The following is an 18,648-nucleotide window of genomic DNA, read 5'->3' as shown; positions in this document are numbered from 1 at the left end:
CGGACCGCCACCACCCCCAGGGGCGCGTGGGGGTACCCCCAGGCGAAGCTCTGGGGGAGAACGGAGCGACCAGCCGTCGACGGGCTGCACGTCGTCACCGGCCCGAAGGGGCTGTTGCTGTCGTATCCGGACCACCGGCCGGTGGTGGGCTGAGCGCGCAGTTCCCCGCGCCCCTGGTGGGCACCCCCCGCGTCGGGGAGCCGTCCCCCCGGGGGGCGCCCCCCCGCGTAGGGGAGCCGTCCCGGAGGGGAACTGTTTCGCGGTCCGGGGGTAGGGGCCCATAGGATTGGGGCCCACCGTCGTCTCACCCCGCAGAGGATCGAAACCGCATGCCTGGCATCACGCGTGAGGAGGTCGCTCACCTCGGCCGGCTGGCACGTCTGGAACTGTCCGGGGACGAGCTGGACCACTTCGCCGGACAGCTTGACGACATCATCGGCGCGGTCGCCCGCGTCTCCGAGGTGGCCGGCGAGGACGTACCGCCGACCTCGCACCCGCTGCCGCTGACCAATGTGATGCGGCCGGACACCGTCCGCCCGTCGCTCACCCCTCAGCAGGCGCTGTCGGGGGCTCCCGCGCAGGAGCAGCAGCGCTTCAAGGTGCCGCAGATCCTGGGGGAGGACTGATCGCGATGACGGACATCATCAGGCTGACCGCCGCGCAGACGGCGGAGAAGATCGCGTCGGGCGAGCTGACGGCGGTCGAGGTCACCGAGGCGCACCTGGCCAGGATCGAGGCCGTGGACGAGAAGGTGCACGCCTTCCTGCACGTCGACCGGGAGGGCGCGCTCGCGCAGGCCCGCGCGGTGGACGCCAAGCGGGCCGCCGGCGAGCCGCTGGGCCCGCTGGCCGGAGTGCCGCTGGCGATGAAGGACATCTTCACGACCGAGGGCGTGCCGACCACGGTCGGCTCGAAGATCCTCGAGGGCTGGATCCCGCCGTACGACTCGACGGTGACCAAGCGGCTGAAGGCCGCCGACGTGGTGATCCTGGGCAAGACCAACATGGACGAGTTCGCCATGGGGTCGTCCACCGAGAACAGCGCGTACGGGCCGACGGGCAACCCGTGGGACCTGACGCGTATCCCGGGCGGCTCCGGCGGCGGCAGCGCCGCGGCGCTCGCGTCGTACCAGGCGCCGCTGGCGCTCGGCACCGACACCGGCGGTTCGATCCGGCAGCCGGCCGCGGTCACCGGCACGGTCGGCGTGAAGCCCACCTACGGCGGCGTGTCCCGCTACGGCATGGTCGCCTTCTCCTCGTCGCTGGACCAGGGCGGCCCGTGCGCCCGTACGGTGCTGGACGCCGCGCTGCTGCACGAGGCGATCGGCGGCCACGACCCGATGGACTCGACGTCGATCGACGCGCCCGTGCCGCCGGTGGTCGACGCGGCCCGCAGCGGCGACGTGAGCGGCATGCGGATCGGCGTGGTCAAGGAGCTGGGCGGCGACGGCTACCAGCCCGGCGTGGTGCAGCGCTTCAACGAGTCGGTCGAGGTGCTGCGCGAGCTGGGCGCGGAGGTCGTCGAAATCTCCTGCCCGTCGTTCGTCTACGCCCTGGCCGCGTATTACCTGATCGCGCCGTCGGAGTGCTCCAGCAACCTGGCCCGCTTCGACGCCATGCGCTACGGCATGCGGGTCGGCGACGACGGCACGAAGTCCGCCGAGGAGGTCACCGCGCTCACCCGCGACGCCGGTTTCGGCGCCGAGGTCAAGCGCCGGATCATCCTCGGCACGTATGCGCTGAGCTCGGGCTACTACGACGCCTACTACGGCTCGGCGCAGAAGGTCCGCACCCTGATCACCCGGGATTTCGAGAAAGCCTTCGAATCGGTCGACGTGCTCGTCTCGCCGACCACCCCGACGACCGCCTTCCCGCTCGGCGAGCGGGTCGACGACCCGCTGGCCATGTACCTGGTCGACCTGTGCACCATCCCGGTCAACCTGGCGGGCAATGCGGCGATGTCGCTGCCCTGCGGCCTGGCGCCGGAGGACGGTCTACCGGTGGGCCTGCAGATCATCGCCCCCGCGCTCAAGGACGACCGGCTCTACCGGGTCGGCGCCGCTGTCGAGGCCGCCTTCGTGAAGAAGTGGGGCCACCCGCTGCTTGAGGAGGCACCCCAGCTGTGAGCACCAAGGACAAGAGCAAGAAGAAGGGCAAGGCCGGTACGTACCTGGCCATCGGGAGCACGCTTTTCGCCGCGTTCAGCAACGTCAAGAAGGTGCGCAACGCGCGGGGCGAGCACGACAACCTTCAGCTGATCGACGGCCTGATCCGGGTGGCCGCGGTGGCCACCGGGGTGGCCCTGCTGGTCCGCGAGCTGCGCGACCGCGACGACAACCCCCTGACGGACTGACAGGGCGGGAGGAAGAAACGACTGTGACCGTCACGGATCTGCTGTCCTACGAGGACGCGCTCGCGTCCTACGACCCGGTGATGGGCCTTGAGGTCCATGTCGAGCTGGGCACGAGGACGAAGATGTTCTGCGGCTGCTCCACCGAGCTGGGCGCCGAGCCCAACTCGCAGACCTGCCCCACCTGCCTCGGCCTGCCCGGTTCGCTGCCGGTGGTCAACGCGATCGGCGTGGAGTCCGCGATCAAGATCGGCCTCGCGCTGAACTGCGAGATCGCGCAGTGGTGCCGCTTCGCGCGGAAGAACTACTTCTACCCGGACATGCCGAAGAACTTCCAGACCTCGCAGTACGACGAGCCGATCGCCTACAACGGCTATCTGGACGTCCAGCTGGAGGACGGCGAGGTCTTCCGGGTGCAGATCGAGCGCGCCCACATGGAGGAGGACACCGGCAAGTCCACCCACGTCGGCGGCGCGACGGGCCGTATCCACGGCGCCTCGCACTCGCTGCTCGACTACAACCGGGCCGGTATCCCGCTCATCGAGATCGTCACCAAGCCGATCGAGGGCGCGGGCGAGCGGGCCCCCGAGGTCGCCAAGGCCTACGTCGCCGAGCTGCGCGAGCTGATCAAGGCGCTGGGGGTGTCAGAGGCCCGGATGGAGATGGGCCAGATGCGCTGCGACGTCAACCTGTCGCTGCGCCCGCTGGGCCGGGAGAAGTTCGGCACCCGCAGCGAGACCAAGAACGTCAACTCGCTGCGCAGCGTCGAGCGGGCCGCCAGGTTCGAGATCCAGCGGCACGCCGCGGTGCTCTCCTCCGGCGGCACGATCGTGCAGGAGACCCGGCACTTCCACGAGGAGGACGGGTCGACCACCTCCGGGCGTATCAAGGAGGAGGCGGAGGACTACCGCTACTTCCCCGAGCCCGACCTCGTGCCGGTCGCCCCGGCCCGCGAGTGGGTCGAGGAGCTGCGCGGCGGGCTTCCCGAGCTGCCGCGGCTGCGCCGCAAGCGGCTGCAGGAGGACTGGGGCATCGCCGACCACGAGATGCAGTCGGTGCTCAACGCGGGGGCGCTCGACCTGATCCTGGCCACCATGGCGGAGGGCGCGGACGCCGCGTCGGCCCGCAAGTGGTGGATGGGCGAGCTGGCCAGGCACGCCAACGAGACCGGCGCCGAGCTGGCTGCGGTGCCGATCACCCCGGCGCAGGTCGCCCGGGTCTCGGCGCTGGTCGCGGCCGGGGACCTGAACGACAAGCTGGCCCGCCAGGTCATCGAGGGCGTGCTGGCCGGCGAGGGCGGCCCCGACGAGGTGGTCGACAGGCGCGGCCTGAAGGTCGTCTCCGACGACGGCGCGCTCGGCGCGGCAGTGGACGAGGCCATCGCGGCGAACGCGGCGATCGCCGACAAGATCCGCGGCGGCAACCTGGCGGCGGCCGGGGCGCTGATCGGCGCGGTGATGAAGGCCACGCGCGGCCAGGCCGACGCCAAGCGGGTACGCGAGCTGGTCCTGGAGAAGCTCGGCGTCCAGGGCTGAGCCTTTTCCAGCGGCCTCACCGGCGCCTTGCAGCGGCGAGTTGAAGGGCGGCACCCCCACTCGGGGGTGTCGTCCTTATCTCTTTTTTACCCCTTGTGAGGAAGGGCACGATAGTCCCAAAGGATCTTTTTCTCCTGCGACAGTAGGTCGAACGTCAAGCACACAGGAGCAGCTGGTTCATGGCCGCACTCGCACGGTGGTGTCTGCACCACCGCATCACCGCCGTGCTCCTGTGGATCGCCGTGCTGGTCGGCCTGACCGCGGCCGCAGGCGCCGCCGGCTCGGCATATTCCCGGCACTACGAGGCCCCCGGCACCGAGTCGGGACACGCCAGCACCCTGCTGCGGGAGTCCTTCCCCGACCAGGCGGGCGACACCGACACCATCGTCTGGCACACCGGCCACGGCACGGTACGCGCCGCCGCCGTCGAGCAGACCATGGCCAAGGTCCTCGACCAGGCCCGGCACCTGCCCGGCGTCGCCTCCGTCGACAGCCCCTACGCCCCCGCGGGCGCGGCACAGATCAGCCCCGACGGGCACACCGCCTACGCCACGGTCGGCTACGCCCAGGACGCCGACAGCATTCCCGTCGCGCAGGCCCAGGCCCTGGTGGACACCGCCAAGGCGGCCCGGAGCGGCGACCTCCAGGTCGAACTGGGCGGGCAGGCGGTCGGCAGCACCGAGAGCGCAGGCGCCCACCTCAGCGAGATCGTCGGCGTGGCAGTGGCCGCGGTCGTCCTGCTGATCGCCTTCGGCTCCTTCGCCGCCATGCTGCTGCCCATCGCGACCGCACTGGTCGGCTGCGGGACGGCGTACATGGCGATCGTGCTGCTCGGCCACGCCATGACGGTGGCCGACTTCGCCCCCATGCTGGGCATGCTGATCGGGCTCGGCGTCGGCATCGACTACGCCCTCTTCATCGTCAGCCGCCACCGCAGAGGCCTCAAACGCGGCCTGAGCGTCGTCGAGGCCGCGCAGGAGGCGGTGGTCACCACCGGGCGTGCGGTGGTCTTCGCCGGCGGCACGGTCTGCGTGGCGCTGCTCGGCATGCTGATCCTGCACCTGAGCTTCCTCAACGGTGTCGCGGTCGCCGCCGCGCTGACCGTACTGCTCACCGTGGCGGCCTCCATCACGCTGCTCCCGGCCCTGCTCGCGCTGATCGGCCCGCGGGCGCTCAGCCGCCGCGAACGCCGCGCGCTGGCCGAGCACGGCCCGCGGCCCGAGCAGCCCGCCGGGCTCGCCGCCCGCTGGTCGGCCTTCGTCGAACGGCACCCCAAGCTGCTGGGCTGCCTGGCCGCCGTGGTGATGATCGTGCTGGCGCTGCCCACCTTCACCCTGCACCTGGGCACCTCGGACCAGGGCAACGGCCCCGCCAAGGCCACCACCCGGCAGGCCTACGACCTGCTCGCCGACGGCTTCGGGCCCGGTACCAACGGCCCGCTCACCCTGGTCGCCACCACCGACGGCGCCCAGTCCCGGCTCGCCCTCGACCACCTGCCCGGCATCCTGCGGGACACCCCGGGCGTGGCCGCGGTCAGCCCCGTCGAGCTGTCCGGCGGCACCGGTGTGATCACCGTCGTCCCCGACAGCGCCCCGCAGTCCCGCGACACCTCGCAACTGGTCGACCGGCTGCGGCACGAGGTGCTGCCCGCGGCCGAGAAGGGCGGCGCGCTCAAGGTCTACGTCGGCGGCCCCACCGCCAGCTACGACGACTTCGCCGCCGTCGTGATCGGCAAGCTCCCGCTCTTCGTCGGCAGCGTCGTCGGCCTGGGCTGCGTCCTGCTGCTCGTCGCCTTCCGCTCGATCGGCATCCCCGTCAAGGCCGCGGTGATGAACATCGCCGCGGTCGCCTCCTCCTTCGGCGTCGTGACCACGATCTTCCAGTGGGGCTGGGGCAGCGAATGGCTGGGCCTGGGCAGAGCGGGCCCGATCGAGCCCTTCCTGCCGGTGATCATGGTCTCGGTGCTCTTCGGGCTGTCCATGGACTACCAGGTCTTCCTGGTCAGCAGGATGTACGAGGAGTGGCGCGAGACCCGCGACAACTGCCGGGCGGTCAGGGTCGGCCTCGCCGAGACCAGCCGGGTGATCACCTCGGCCGCGGTGATCATGATCGCGGTCTTCCTGGCCTTCGTGCTCAGCGGCGACCGGGTGATAGCGATGTTCGGCATCGGCCTGGCCGCCGCCGTGGCCCTGGACGCCTTCGTGCTGCGTACGCTGCTGGTGCCCGCGCTGATGCATGTGCTGGGCGACGCCAACTGGTGGCTGCCCGGCTGGCTGGACCGCCGCCTGCCGCGTATCAGCATCGAGGCGCCGGCCGCCGCCCACCCCGTGCCCGTACCGGTGCGGATCGCGCTCGGCGAACCTCAGTCCGGCGATCGGTTCGACGGCCGGTTCGACGGTCAGGAGGTCAGCGTCGGATCCGCCAGGACCCCGATGCCGCAGGCCGAATCGGAGTCAGGACCCCACTCGATGCGCAGCCGCAGCACCCCGGAGACGTCGAAGACCGGGTGAAAGGGCGGGCCGACGACGGCCCGGTCGTGGAAGATCCGCTTGCCGTCCGCGAGCACCGTGAAGGTCATCCCGGCGTTCGGGCTGTTGTCGTCCAGGCCGATCACCGTGGTGAGCTTCGCGTAGGACTTCCCGAGGTTGTACTCGACGTAGCCGCCGTAGCAGTCCGAGGTGCGCAGCACGTCCTTGTACCGCACCCCGTTGACGGCCGCGGTGCCGCTCTCCAGGGTGAACAGGCTCTCGTCGGTCGGCGTGAGGTCGGTCAGCGACTTTCCGCCGGCGGGCGAGGCGGCCGTGCCGTCACCCGTACGGGTCGGCCCGGTCGTCGGACTGTGCGCGGACGGCCCGCCGGGGGAGTCCTGCGCGGCGGAGCCGCCCTTGTCCCCGCCTGACAGCGCCGCCCCCGCGACGGCGCCGCCCCCGACCAGGGCCGCGGCCACCAGCACCGCCAGGACGACCCGAGCCGTACGCCCCGGCCGCCTGGCCGGCGGCGCCCCGACGACGGGCACGGGCGTACGGAACACCGGCTGCGGCGCGTGCACGGGCGGCGGTGGCAAGGGCGCGGGCGGCCGCTCCGGGCGGGTCGCCGACACCACGTACGAGCGCAGCTCGCGCACCCAGCCGGTCAGCGAGGCAGGCCGCGCGTCCGGGTCCGCGGCGAAGATCGACGCCACCCGGGCCGCCCGCCCCGCGTCGAGCCCGGCGAGCGCCGGCAGCGCGAGCAGCGCCGCCCGCAGCGTCTCCGGCACCGGCGCCGGGGCATCGCCGCTGAGCAGGAAGTACGCGATCGCGCCGAAGGCGTAGCGGTCGGTGGCCGGGGTCCTGGTCCCGTCGAAGACCTCGGGCGCCGCGAAACCCGGCGTGAACCACACCTCGGCCGTCCGGTGGTCGGCGGCCAGCTTGCTCAGCCCGAAGTCCACCAGCGTCGCCTGGCCGTGCCCGTCGACCATCACATTGCCCGGCGACAGGTCGCCGTGCACCACCCGGCGGCCCGAGGGCGTGGCCGCACCGCTGTGCAGCCAGTCGAGCACCTCGGCCAGCTGCTCCAGGCACCGCACCGCCTCGCGGCGCTCCTCGGCGGCCTCCAGGGTGCGCTCGGCCCGCCAGTCGCGCAGGTCGAGGCCCCGCACATGGTTCATCACCAGATACAGCGCCCGCCCGCCGCTGGCCGGCAACCGCCCGCCCGGATGCGCGGACGGCCCCTCGAAGTGCTCCCTGATGCCGACGACGCCCGGCCGGTGCACGAAGCGCAGCAGTTCGGCCTGCTCGCGCCACTTCGCGCTGACCCGCGCGAAGAGGTCGGGCGCCAGGGTCTGCTGGGCGTCGAGCATCTTGACCACGACCGGCTCGGTCGCCCCGCCCAGCTCCAGCTCGGCGAGATACAGCACGGCCTCGCCACCCCGCCCGATGGACCGCAGCAGGCGGTACCGATCCGGCGCCCCGTCCGGCCCGATGTACAGCCCGCTCTCCACGAGTCCCCTCCCGGCGGGCCGCCGATTCCCCCGCGCCTGGCCCGACTTGATTCTGCCACCTCGCACCTCCAGCGGCAGGCGGACGCCCGCCTCACCGCCTTAGGCGCGCGGCTATCCGCGCGACCAGCCACGACGGAGCGGCGTCCGCCGACCCGCCTTGGGCGGCACCCCCTTCAGCGGCGCAGCCTAAGGCGCTCCGAGGCCGCGAGGCCTCCTCCCTAAGCACCGCGCGGCGGCAAGTTCGGGAAGGTGCCCGATGTGGCGAGGGGGTCTGGGAGACGAAGCTAAGTGCATCGGAAAGAACGTCACCAGACACCAGGAGAGAACGATGTTCGGGTACGAACTGCAGCAGGCCCGCAGGGACGAACTCCAGCGCACGGCCGACGAATGGCGGCTGGCGCAGCAGGCCAAGGCGGCGCGGGCCGAGCGGCGCGCGGCGGCTCGCCGCTCCACCGCCAGATCGGCGGTACGCACCGACGGCGAGGTGACGGAGAGTCCCGCCCGCACCAGGGGGCACGCCCTGCACCGGCACAGCGCGGCATGACCGCCGAGGTGGTGGCGGCCCCGCCCAGGGCCGCCGCCCCGCAGGGCACGGAGCGCGGAGTAACCGGTGTCGCATCAGGTATGAGGCGTGAAATGCTCGGAAGCGTGCAGACCCAGTCACTCAGCCCCGTCTTCATCGGCCGAGACGCCGAGCTGGCACGGCTTGCCTCGGTGCTGGCCGACGCGGACGGGGGCGAGTCGCAGGCGGTGCTGATCGGCGGCGAGGCCGGGGTCGGCAAGACCCGGCTGACCGAGGAGTTCGTGGCGGCTGCCCGCGCCGCGGGCGCGGTGACCGCTGTCGGCGGCTGCGTGGAGATCGGTGCGGACGGCCTCCCCTTCGCACCGGTCTCCGCTGTGCTGCGCGACCTGTACCGCACCCTGGGCCCGGAGCTGACGGCCGCCGCGGCCGGCCAGCAGGCCGAGCTGGCCCGGCTGCTGCCGGAGCTCGCGGGCACGGACGGCGCGCGCAGGGAGCCGAACGACGAGGACGGCCGGGTCAGGCTGTTCGAGCTGACCGCCCGCCTGCTGGAGCGGCTCGGCACCGACCGTACGATCGTGGTCGTCGTGGAGGACCTGCACTGGGCCGACCGGTCCACCCGCGAGCTGCTCGCGTACCTCTTCCGCTCGCTCCAGCGCTGCCGCGTGCTGATCGCGGCCACCTACCGCGCCGACGACATCCACCGCAGGCACCCGCTGCGGCCCTTCCTCGCGGAGACCGAGCGGCTGCGCCGGGTCGAGCGCTTCGAGCTGTCGCGCTTCAGCCGCGCCGAGGTCCGCAGCCAGCTGGCGTCGATCATGTCCGGCGAGCCGGACGACTTGGTGCTCGACCAGGTCTTCGCGCGCTCCGACGGCAATCCCTTCTTCGTCGAGGAGCTGGCCTGCAGCCTGCGCCGCGGGTGCGCGACCGGGCTCAGCGACTCGCTGCGCGACCTGCTGCTGGTGCGGGTCGAGGCGCTGTCCGAGGACGCCCAGCGGGTGGCGAAGTTCGTCGCCGAGGGCGGCAACAGCGTCGACTACCGCCTGCTTGAGGCCATCACCGGGCTGTCGGAGGACGACCTGCTGGCGGCGCTGCGGGTCGCGGTCGGCGCCAACCTCCTGCTGCCGACCGACAGCGGCGAGGGCTACCGCTTCCGGCACTCGCTGGTCCGCGAGGCGGTCGGCGACGACCTGCTGCCGGGCGAGCGCAGCCGTATCAACCGGCGGTATGCCGAGGCCGTCGAGGCCGACCCCGCGCTGGTCCCGGCCGACGAGCGGGCCGCCAGGCTGGCGAGCTTCTGGTACGCCGCGCACGACCCGGCCAGGGCGCTGCCCGCCGTGCTCAGCGCCGCCGTCGAGGCCAGGCACCGGCATGCCTACGCCGAGCAGTACCAGTTGCTGGAGCGCGCACTCGAACTGTGGGACGACGTCCCCGAGAACATCCGGGCCGGCCTGCGGCCCGCCGACTACACCGAGGCCTATCCGCCCTGCGACTGCGCCCCCGGCACCCCGCTCGACCTGGTCGACCTGCTCGCCGAGCTGACCGTCGCCGCCCGGCTCAGCGGCGAGCGCGAGCGTGCCTACACCATGGCCAAGCGGGCGCTGCGGCTGATGGAGCGCAGCGGCAGCGCCGACCCGCTGCGGGCCGCCTGGTTCTGGGCGCAGCGCTCCAGGGTCATGGAGGTGCTCGGCCGCGGCGACGGCTGGGAGGAGCTGGCCAGGGCCCGCGAGCTGGTACGCGGCCTGCCGCCGTCCGCCACGCATGCCGAGGTGCTGGCGATGATCGCCGGCTGGATCATGGTCCACAAGTCCGGCGCCGAGGGCATCGCCATCGCCGGGCAGGCGGTCCAGCTGGCCAGGATCGCGGACGCCCGCGACATCGAGCTGCACGCCCGCGTCACCCTTGGCCTGCTCCAGGCGGACAGCGGCGACATCGACGGCGGCATCGCCGGGGTCGAGGAGGTGCGGCGGCTGGTCAGCGACCAGCGCGCCCCGCTGATCGTCTCGCGCACCTACGGCAACCTGTCGTCCGTACTGGAAGGCGCGGGCCGCTCCGCGGAGGCGGTACGCGTCAGCGGCGAGGGCCTGGCGCTCATCGGCGACCAGGTGGTCAACGCCACCAGGGCGTGGCTGCTCTCCAACGAGGGCGAGTCGCTGCTCATGCTCGGCCGCTACGAGGAGTCCGCGGACCGGCTCACCGCCGCCCGGCGGGCCGTCGAAGGGCCGCTGCTGTGCGCGAGCGTGGACATGTACCAGAGCTATCTGGCGCTGGCCGTCGGCGACACCGAAGCCGCGGTCAACTACCACGCCTCGGCCGCTGAGGGCTTCCGCCACGACACCCAGCCGCAGCACCAGATCCCGCTGCGCGGCCTCGGCATCGGGCTCGCCGTCGCCCACGGGCGCTACGACGAGGCCCGGCGCCGCCTGCTCGCCGCCATCGACGCCGGATTCCCCAACGGCACCGCCCGCTACGCCTGGCCGCTCGTCGCCCGCGGCGCCGCCGCCGAGGCCGACGGGCCGTGGCCGCTCACCGGCGACCCCGCCCGCGGCCAGGTGCTCGACCGGATCAGGACCGCCGCCCGCGAACTGCCCCGCCCCGCCCCGCTCCACGAGGCCTACGCCCTGCTCGTCGACGCCGAGCTGGCCCGCGCGGAGGGACGGCACGAACCCGAGCTGTGGGCCGCCGCGGAGGCCGCCTTCGCCGAGCAGGAGCGGCCCGCGGAGCTGGCCGCGGTCCGCTACCGCTACGCCGAGGCACTCCTCGCACGCGGCCCCGACGCCCGCGACGCGGCGGGCTGCCTGCTCGCGCAGGCCCACGACGTGTCCTCTGCGGCCGGGGCGAAGCCCCTCGCGGCGGACATCGCCGCGCTGGCGCAGCGCGCCCGGCTGCCGCTCGACGCCCCCGCGGGCCCGGCCGCGGCGGCCCCCGCCGACCCGGTCGACCCGGCCGACTCCCTCGGCCTCACCGCCCGCGAGCGGGACGTCCTGCGCCTCGTCGCCGACGGCCGCACCAACCGGCAGATCGCGGAGGAGCTGTTCATCTCGCCCAAGACGGCGAGCGTGCACGTCTCCAACATCCTGGCCAAGCTCACCGTCTCCACCCGCGGTGAGGCGGCCGCCCTGGCCCACCGCCTCCGCCTCTTCGCCGCCGCGACCTGAGCGCTCTGCCCGGTCAGCTCACCTGGAGCTGGAGGACACGGTCGTCGCCGGGCTTGGGCGTGCCACGCCCGTCCGTGTTGCTGGTGCTGACCAGAATCGTGTGGTCGTCGACCGCGACCACGGTCCTGAGCCGCCCGTAGGTGTCCGTGAGGAACGCCTGCGGCGCCGCGGCGGCCTTGGTGCCGTCCAGCGGGATACGCCAGAGGCGCTCGCCCTTGAGCGAGGCCATCCAGATGGAGCCCGCCGCGTAGGCGATACCGCTGGGGGAGGCCTCGCCGGTGTGCCACTGGGCGACCGGGTCGACGTAGCCCGCGCGGTGCGCGGTGCCCTCCACCACCGGCCAGCCGTAGTTCTTGCCCGGCTCGATGAGATTCAGCTCGTCCCAGGTGTCCTGGCCGAATTCCGAGGCCCACAGGTGCCCCTGCGGGTCCCACGCGAGGCCCTGCACATTGCGGTGGCCGGGGGAGTAGACCAGGGACCCGGAGACCGGGTTGTCCTTGGGCACCTGCCCGTCGGGCGTCATCCGCAGGATCTTGCCGCCCAGCGACGACATGTCCTGGGCGAGCCCGCGCCGGCCCGTCTCGCCGGTCCCGGCGTAGAGCATGCCGTCGGGGCCGAAGGCGATCCGCCCGCCGTTGTGGATCGAACCCGTCGGGACGCCCCGCAGGACCGTGTCCGGCGCCCCCAGCTGGTCGCCGGGCGACCGCGTCGGGTCGAAGTCCATACGGGCGATGCGGTTGTCGGACTCGGTGCTGAAGTACGCGTAGAGCAGGTGGTCGGTGCCGAAGTCCGGGGAGAGCGCCAGACCGAGCAGGCCGGCCTCGCCGCCCTGCGTATGGGCCACACCGGGGACCGTGCCGATGACGGTCGACGTCTTCTTGGCCGGGTCGACCCGGGTGATCCTCCCGGTGTCCCGGGAGCCGACGAGCAGCGTCCCGTCCGCGAGCTGCACCACACCCCACGGCGACGCCAGCCTGGTCGCGAGGGTGCCGGTGACTTTCGCGGTGCCCTTGGCAGCCGCCGGCGTGGGGGTGGGGGTGGGCGTCGCGCTGGACGCCGGGGGGGCCGCCGGGGCGCCCGACGTGTGCGGGGCCGTCGTGGACGGCTTGGACCCCAGCGGTTTGCCGTCGCTGCAGCCACCGAGCACCACGGCGGCGACTACGACGGCCGCCGCGCCCCCTACCGCGCGACGGGCCGCGCCCGACACCCCTGAACCCACCGTCCGACCTCCCGACGCCCTCGTCCGACCCCCAGCACATCACACCCCCCCACCCCTCCGCACCCTCCCCTGCGGGGTGCTGTTACGGATTCCACGGTGCCACTGCGTGGGGGCTGGTCGCGCCGTTCCCCGCCACTCCCTGCGGGGGTGCTGTTACGGATTCGCACACTTGCGGTCCGGTGGGGGCTTGTCGCGCAGTTCTCCCCCAGAGCTTCGCCTGGGGGTACCCCCACGCGCCCCTGGGTGGGTGCCACTTGCTGTGGCGTTGCTTTCTTTCCCGCCTTTTCGGCGGGGCGCGCAGTTCCCCGCGCCCCTGAAAAACGCTTGCCCTCTGCGCAGAGCCCCTGCCAGGGACAAACGCTGGGCGCAGGGGGACGCAGGCCAAAAGGGGCGCGGGGAACTGCGCGACAGCCACGACGGCGCCGCAGGCAAGCAGCGCACCGCAAGGGGCAGCAGCTCAAGCCCCCGGCACGGGAGTGGCGTAGGTCAGTCCCAGGAGCCCCGCGCAGGCGGAAGCGTGGCGATCTCGGCGAGGTCCGCCGCGGACAGGGCCAGCCCTGACGCGTGTGCGTTCTCGGAGACCCACCGCGCGGACCGGGTCCCGGGTATGGGGACGACCCCGGGCCCCTGGGCGAGAGCCCAGGCAAGGGCGACCTGCGCGGGCGTCGCCCCGTGGCGGCCGGCCACCCGGCGCAACCCGGCGACGATGGGCTGGTTGGCCGCCATCATCTCGGCGGTGAACCGCGGATGCCTGGCCCGCAGATCGTCCGGCTCGAAGCCCTCCCCGGGCGTGAGCGTCCCGGTGAGGAAGCCGTTGCCCAGCGGCATCGCCGCGAGGAAGCCGACGCCGTGCGCGGTGCACCACGGCAGCAGCTCGTCCAGCGCTTCCGGGGCCCACACGGACAGTTCGGCCTGGACGGCGCTGACCGGGAAGACCTGCTGGGCGCGTACGAGTTGGCGCAGCGTCTCGTCGTGGAGGGCGGCGCCGGTGCGGCGGTGGCCGCGGGCGCCGACCGCGCACAGGCCGAGTGCCCGTACCTTGCCGGCGGTGACGAGTTCGGCCATCGCGCCCCAGGTCTCCTCGACGGGGACTTCCGGGTCGACCCGGTGCAGCTGGTAGAGGTCGATGCGGTCGGTCTGGAGGCGCCGCAGCGACGCGTCACAGGCGCGTCTGACGTAGGCGGGGCGGCCGTTGGCCACGATGTGCTGCTCGCCGGCCAGCAGCCCGCACTTGGTGGCGACGAAGGCGTCCCGCCGCCGTTCCCTCAGCACCCGCCCGAGCAGCAGCTCGTTGGTGAAGGGCCCGTACATGTCGGCGGTGTCCAGCAGTGTGCTGCCGTGGTCCAGGGCGCTGTGCACAGCCCGCAGCGATTCCTCGCCGTCCTGCCGGGAGGCGGCGTATGCCCAGCTCATGGGCATGCAGCCGAGCCCGACCGCCCCCACTGCCAGTGCTGCCGCGCCGACCGCCCTGCGCTCCACCGTGCCGACCTCCCCTGAGACGGAACACTGTGCCATAGCCTCCTGACCATGACCGACATGACCCAGGACCCCGCCGGAGGCGGCCGCCCGCAGGTGTGGCTGTCCCTGCCGCCCGAGGAGATCGACGGACTGCCCGACGCGTTCGAGTACGTGTACTGGGACGGCACCGGAGACTTCCCCGCCGATCCCGGAGCCGCCGCCTTCTACGTCGTGCCTTACATGAAGGGGCCGAACGCCGGGGCACTCCCCCTGCCGCACATGACCGGTGTGCGCGCCATCCAGACGCTGAGCGCCGGTGTGGACAACATCGCGCCCCATCTCCACCACTTCGCGCCCGGCGTGCGCCTGTGCAATGCCCGCGGGGTGCACGAGGCGAGCACCGCGGAGCTGACCGTCGGGCTGATCCTCGCCTCGCTGCGCGGCATCCCGCGCTTCGTCCGCGGCCAGGACACCGAGAAGTGGTATTCCGGCTTCTACCCGGCCCTGGCCGACCGCCGGGTGCTGATCGTCGGCTACGGCTCGATAGGAGCCGCCGTCGAGGACCGCCTGGCGGCCTTCGAGTGCGAGGTGGACCGGGTGGCGCGCACGGCGCGGACGGTCCCCCGGGGGCCCGTGCACGCGCTGGCCGACCTGCCGCGGCTGCTGCCGGCCGCCGATGTGGTGGTGCTCACCACCCCGCTGACCGAGCAGACCAAGGGGCTCGTGGGGCCGGAGTTCCTGGCGGCGATGAAGGACGGCGCGCTGCTGGTGAACGTGGCGCGCGGCCCCGTGGTGGACACCAAGGCGCTGCTGGTGGAGACCGAGTCGGGGCGGCTGACGGCGGCACTGGATGTCACCGATCCCGAACCTCTGCCCGCCGGGCACCCGTTGTGGCATGCGCCCGGGGTGCTCATCAGCCCGCATGTGGGAGGCAGTACCTCCGCATTTCTGCCCCGCGCGAAGCGTTTGATCCGGTCCCAGCTGGTCAGGTTCGCCCATGGTGAGGAGTTGGCCAACGTCGTCCAGGTGACCACCTGACCGAGGCGGTCGACCGCGGGCCGCCACCGGGTGACTGCGCGCGGTGTCCGCCGACCCCCATGTGGTTACGCTCAGTAGAGGGCACCTATCGCTGAGTGACGGATCTGGTGTATCGTCCCGAATCGGGGGGCGCGCCGCGGGGCCTGAGCCGACGACCGCGGCGTGAACGACGAGCGAGTAAGGGGGGCGACGGGCGATGCACGGACCGAGGCGGTTCCCGCGCAGGAGCACCCAGCGCACCGCACGACCCGACCGGCCGACGACCGGGCACCGGCAGCGCACCGCGCACCGGCCGGCCCTGCCGCACAGGACGGCGCGGTGACCTCCACCGAGGCGGTGCTCGGCGGGCCGCGGACGCGCGAGGGCAGCGCCGGCCTGCTGCCGCAGCTGGTGCTCGCGCTGCTGTGCGGCGGCTACACGACCGGGGCGGTGCTGGGCTGGGGCGCGGCCGATGTCGCGGACTTCATGGGCGACTTCGGCCTTTCGGCCGCCGCGGCCGCCGCCGCGGTCTCGATGCTGCTGTACGCCCGCAGGGCCACTGCCGGCCACCGGGCGGCCTGGCTGCTGTTCGCGGCCTCCTCCACGATGGTCGCGCTCGGGAACGGCGTCTGGGGGTGGTACGAGGTGGTGCTGCACCGCCAGGTGCCGCAGACCTCGCCCGCCGACTTCTGCTTCCTGCTGTTCGCGCCGCCCGCCGTGATCGGCCTGCTGGTGCTGGCCAAGCGGCCGGTGACGAAGGCCGGCTGGGTGTGCCTGGGCCTGGACACCTGGCTGATCGGCGGGTCGCTGCTGACCTTGTCGTGGAGCCTGGCGCTGGCCCGCACCGCCCGCTTCGACGGTCCGAGCACCGCCAAGGTGGCGCTGTCGCTGGCGTATCCGCTGCTGGACATCGTGCTGGTCAGCATGGTCCTGGCGCTGCACTTCCGCCGCTCGCCGAACAACCGCTCCGCCGTCAACACCGCACTGGCGGCCCTCGCTCTGACCGTGCTGTGCGACGCGCTGTTCACCTCGCCGCTGCTGCGCGAGCACTACCGCTCGGGCCAGATCCTGGACGCCGGATGGTTCGCCGGCAGCATGCTGATGGCGTACGCCCCCTGGGTCGGCCGCCGCGAGCAGCCGCTGCTGCGCTCCGGCACCACCACCCGCAGGGTCACCGGGTCGCTGTCCGCGCTGGCGCCGTATCTGGCCGCCGCGGTCTGCACCCTGGGCATCCTCTACGACGTCACCACCGGCGAGAAGTGCGACAAGGTCGTCCTGCTCACCGGCAGCACGGTGGTCCTCGCGCTGGTCATCAGGCAGGGCATCATGCTGCTCGACAACATCGCGCTGACCCAGGAGCTGGTCCAGAAGGAGAACCACTTCAGGTCCCTGGTCCAGGGGTCGAGCGACGTCATCATGATCGCCGCCCCCACCGGTGTGCTGAAGTACGTCAGCCCCGCCTCCGTCGGCGTCTACGGGCGCGACCCCGAGGAGATGATCGGCACCGAGCTGTCCGCGCACATCCACCCCGAGGACCTCGGCCGGGTCGTGCACGAGGTGCGCCGCTTCCTCGCGGCGCCGCCCGGCGAGGAGCCGGCCACCAGGATCGAGTGCCGCATCAGGTCGGGGCGGCGGGGCGGGCCGCACGGCGAGGACGGCTGGCTCAATGTCGAGTCCAGCGTGAACCGCTACCAGGGCGGCCTGATCTTCAACAGCCGCGACGTGACGGAAAGGGTCAGGCTCCAGGCCCAGTTGCAGCACAACGCGTCGCACGACCCGCTCACCGACCTGCCCAACAGGCTGCTCTTCCTCGACCGGGTCGGCAAGGCGCTGGCCGGGCGGCGGGCCGGCGACGGGCGGGCCGCGGTGCTCTATGTCGACCTCGACGGCTTCAAGGCGGTCAACGACTCCATCGGCCACCAGGCCGGCGACCACCTGCTCACGCAGGCCGCCCGCCGGCTCCAGGACGCGCTGCGGGGCGGCGACACGGCGGCCAGGCTCGGCGGCGACGAATTCGCCGTCCTGGTCTGCGGCGCACTGGAGCACCAGATCAGGGAGATCGCGGAAAGGCTGCGGGCGGCGCTGTGCGAGCCCTACCGGGTCGACGGCGGCGAGGTGCGGGTCGGCGCCAGCATCGGCATCGCCTTCGCCGAGCCGGGCAGTTCCGCGGGCGAGCTGATGCGCAATGCCGACCTGGCGATGTATCGCGCCAAGCAGGCCGGCAAGGGCCGCGTCGAGTTGTACGCGCCGCAGTTGCAGGCCGACGTCGTCCGGCGTACGGAGCTGGCCACCAGGCTGCACCAGGCGCTGCACGACGGGGAGTTCACGCTGCTGCACCAGCCGGTGGTGGAGCTGTCGGGCGGCCGGATCGCCGGCGTCGAGGCGCAGGCCCGCTGGCGATCCGCTCAGGGCATCCTCTTCACCCCGGCGGAGTTCCTGCGCGCGGCCGAGGACGTCGAGCGCACCTCGGAGCTGGGCAGATGGCAGCTGGAGCAGGCCGTGGCGCAGGCGGCGCTGCGCTACGGGGCGGGGCACCGGGTGCCCGTCACCGTCAAGCTGTCCGCCCACCGGCTGCTGCACCGCGACCTGCCGGCCGGCGCCGTCGAGGGCCTGCTGGAGCGGCACGACCTGCCGCCGGGCGGCCTGGTGGTCGAGCTGACCGGCGGCGACCCCAGGATCGCGCTGGACGAGCTGGAGCGCCGGCTGACCGAGCTGCGCAGGGCCGGGGTGCGGATCTCGCTCGGCGGCTTCGGCACCGGCCATGCCGCGCTGAGCGCCCTGCGCAGCCTGCCGGTGGACGCCGTCAAGCTCGACCGGGGCTTCGTGGAGGGCGTGGTCGAGTCGGCCCGGCTGCACAAGATCACCCGCGGGCTGCTGCGTATCGCCGCCGACCTCGGGGTGCGGACGGTCGCCGACGGGGTGGACCGCCCGGAGCAGGTGCACGCGCTGCGCGAGATGGGGTGCGGCCACGGCCAGGGAATGGCCTTCTCCGGACTGCTCGACGAGCACCGGCTGCGCGGCTCGCTGACCCGCGGCGGATACCCCGTACCGGGTGAATCGGGCCGGCCGGGGAAGCCCGACGCCGGCGGCCGCCCCGTACCGCAGGAGACGTCCCCCAGGGCCGCCGGCCTGGGAAATACCCCTGGTGAGCAGCTGGGACCCCGTACGGTGCAGCTGCCGTCCTGCCGCTCACATAGTGAGACCCGTGTCCCACCCGCTTGACACCCGAAGGGGTCCCGGAGGAGGGTCGACGCCATGCGCATCCGAATTCTCGTACTTGGAAAGCGCGTCGGCTGACCGAGGCCATCCATCGCCTCGCACAAGCACCGGCGCGCTCCCCCTCGCTTGCCTCGCGGCACGAGGGGTTTTTTGTTGCCCGACTCCCGTCCGGCACCGTCCGGCAACCGGGCGGC

11 protein-coding genes and 2 pseudogenes are annotated in these 18,648 nt (G+C 73.0%); 10 read left to right on the top strand and 3 right to left on the bottom strand.

The features are described 5' to 3' along the window. Positions 1-329 precede the first annotated feature (329 nt). From gatC to OG900_11925, 5 genes are all read left to right on the top strand, one after another. Entirely contained in the window at positions 330-626 is a 297-nt protein-coding gene (gatC, locus tag OG900_11945) for an Asp-tRNA(Asn)/Glu-tRNA(Gln) amidotransferase subunit GatC (protein ID WUH90736.1), read from the top strand. 5 nt (positions 627-631) lie between these two features. Further along, positions 632-2,125 carry an Asp-tRNA(Asn)/Glu-tRNA(Gln) amidotransferase subunit GatA gene (gene gatA, locus OG900_11940; GenBank protein WUH90735.1) on the top strand — a complete coding sequence of 498 codons (1,494 nt, stop codon included), beginning with the start codon at positions 632-634 and terminating at the stop codon, positions 2,123-2,125. Beyond that, positions 2,122-2,352: a hypothetical protein gene (locus OG900_11935; protein ID WUH90734.1), complete on the top strand. Its 231-nt coding sequence runs from the start codon at positions 2,122-2,124 to the stop codon at positions 2,350-2,352. Before gatA ends, OG900_11935 begins: the two co-directional genes overlap by 4 nt. Before the next feature lie 23 nt (positions 2,353-2,375). Next, on the top strand, positions 2,376-3,884 hold the full coding sequence (gene gatB, locus OG900_11930) for an Asp-tRNA(Asn)/Glu-tRNA(Gln) amidotransferase subunit GatB (protein WUH90733.1): 1,509 nt from the start codon (positions 2,376-2,378) through the stop codon (positions 3,882-3,884). 179 nt (positions 3,885-4,063) lie between these two features. Beyond that, positions 4,064-6,394 (top strand): MMPL family transporter, encoded by a 2,331-nt coding sequence (locus OG900_11925; protein ID WUH90732.1) that lies wholly within the window; start codon positions 4,064-4,066, stop codon positions 6,392-6,394. On the opposite strand, the gene OG900_11920 is transcribed toward OG900_11925, so the two are convergent. Continuing rightward, positions 6,283-7,863, bottom strand: coding sequence for a protein kinase (locus OG900_11920; GenBank protein ID WUH90731.1), 1,581 nt, complete (start codon positions 7,861-7,863; stop codon positions 6,283-6,285). The two genes, OG900_11925 and OG900_11920, sit on opposite strands and share 112 nt — an antisense overlap. A gap of 328 nt (positions 7,864-8,191) precedes the next feature. On the opposite strand from OG900_11920, the gene OG900_11915 reads away from it, so the two are divergent. The 3 genes and pseudogenes from OG900_11915 (at position 8,192) to OG900_11905 (ending at position 11,541) form a co-directional block, all read left to right on the top strand. Next, entirely contained in the window at positions 8,192-8,407 is a 216-nt protein-coding gene (locus OG900_11915; GenBank protein ID WUH90730.1) for a hypothetical protein, read from the top strand. Positions 8,408-8,499: 92 nt separating this feature from the next. Further along, a pseudogene (locus OG900_11910) lies at positions 8,500-9,042 on the top strand (ATP-binding protein). 2,301 nt (positions 9,043-11,343) lie between these two features. After that, positions 11,344-11,541 (top strand): annotated as a pseudogene (locus tag OG900_11905) (LuxR C-terminal-related transcriptional regulator). A gap of 13 nt (positions 11,542-11,554) precedes the next feature. Here OG900_11905 and OG900_11900 read toward each other — a convergent pair. Both OG900_11900 and OG900_11895 read right to left on the bottom strand, forming a co-directional pair. Continuing rightward, positions 11,555-12,760, bottom strand: a complete 1,206-nt coding sequence (locus tag OG900_11900; GenBank protein WUH90729.1) for a PQQ-dependent sugar dehydrogenase — start codon at positions 12,758-12,760, stop codon at positions 11,555-11,557. A gap of 486 nt (positions 12,761-13,246) precedes the next feature. Continuing rightward, positions 13,247-14,239 (bottom strand): aldo/keto reductase, encoded by a 993-nt coding sequence (locus OG900_11895; protein WUH95719.1) that lies wholly within the window; start codon positions 14,237-14,239, stop codon positions 13,247-13,249. A gap of 57 nt (positions 14,240-14,296) precedes the next feature. Between OG900_11895 and OG900_11890 the strand changes: the two genes are divergently transcribed. Beyond that, positions 14,297-15,256 carry a 2-hydroxyacid dehydrogenase gene (locus OG900_11890; protein WUH95718.1) on the top strand — a complete coding sequence of 320 codons (960 nt, stop codon included), beginning with the start codon at positions 14,297-14,299 and terminating at the stop codon, positions 15,254-15,256. 318 nt (positions 15,257-15,574) lie between these two features. Beyond that, positions 15,575-18,457: an EAL domain-containing protein gene (locus tag OG900_11885; protein ID WUH90728.1), complete on the top strand. Its 2,883-nt coding sequence runs from the start codon at positions 15,575-15,577 to the stop codon at positions 18,455-18,457. Positions 18,458-18,648: the final 191 nt, after the last annotated feature.

Source organism: Streptomyces sp. NBC_00433 (assembly GCA_036015235.1).
GTDB lineage: Bacteria > Actinomycetota > Actinomycetes > Streptomycetales > Streptomycetaceae > Actinacidiphila.
This window is presented reverse-complemented; position numbering and strand designations above follow the sequence as displayed.

Coding starts and splice junctions, on each gene's coding strand:
- gatC (WUH90736.1), top strand. CDS start 330: ATGCCTGGCATCACGCGTGAGGAGGTCGCTCACCTCGGCCGGCTGGCA.
- gatA (WUH90735.1), top strand. CDS start 632: ATGACGGACATCATCAGGCTGACCGCCGCGCAGACGGCGGAGAAGATC.
- OG900_11925 (WUH90732.1), top strand. CDS start 4,064: ATGGCCGCACTCGCACGGTGGTGTCTGCACCACCGCATCACCGCCGTG.
- OG900_11915 (WUH90730.1), top strand. CDS start 8,192: ATGTTCGGGTACGAACTGCAGCAGGCCCGCAGGGACGAACTCCAGCGC.
- OG900_11890 (WUH95718.1), top strand. CDS start 14,297: ATGACCCAGGACCCCGCCGGAGGCGGCCGCCCGCAGGTGTGGCTGTCC.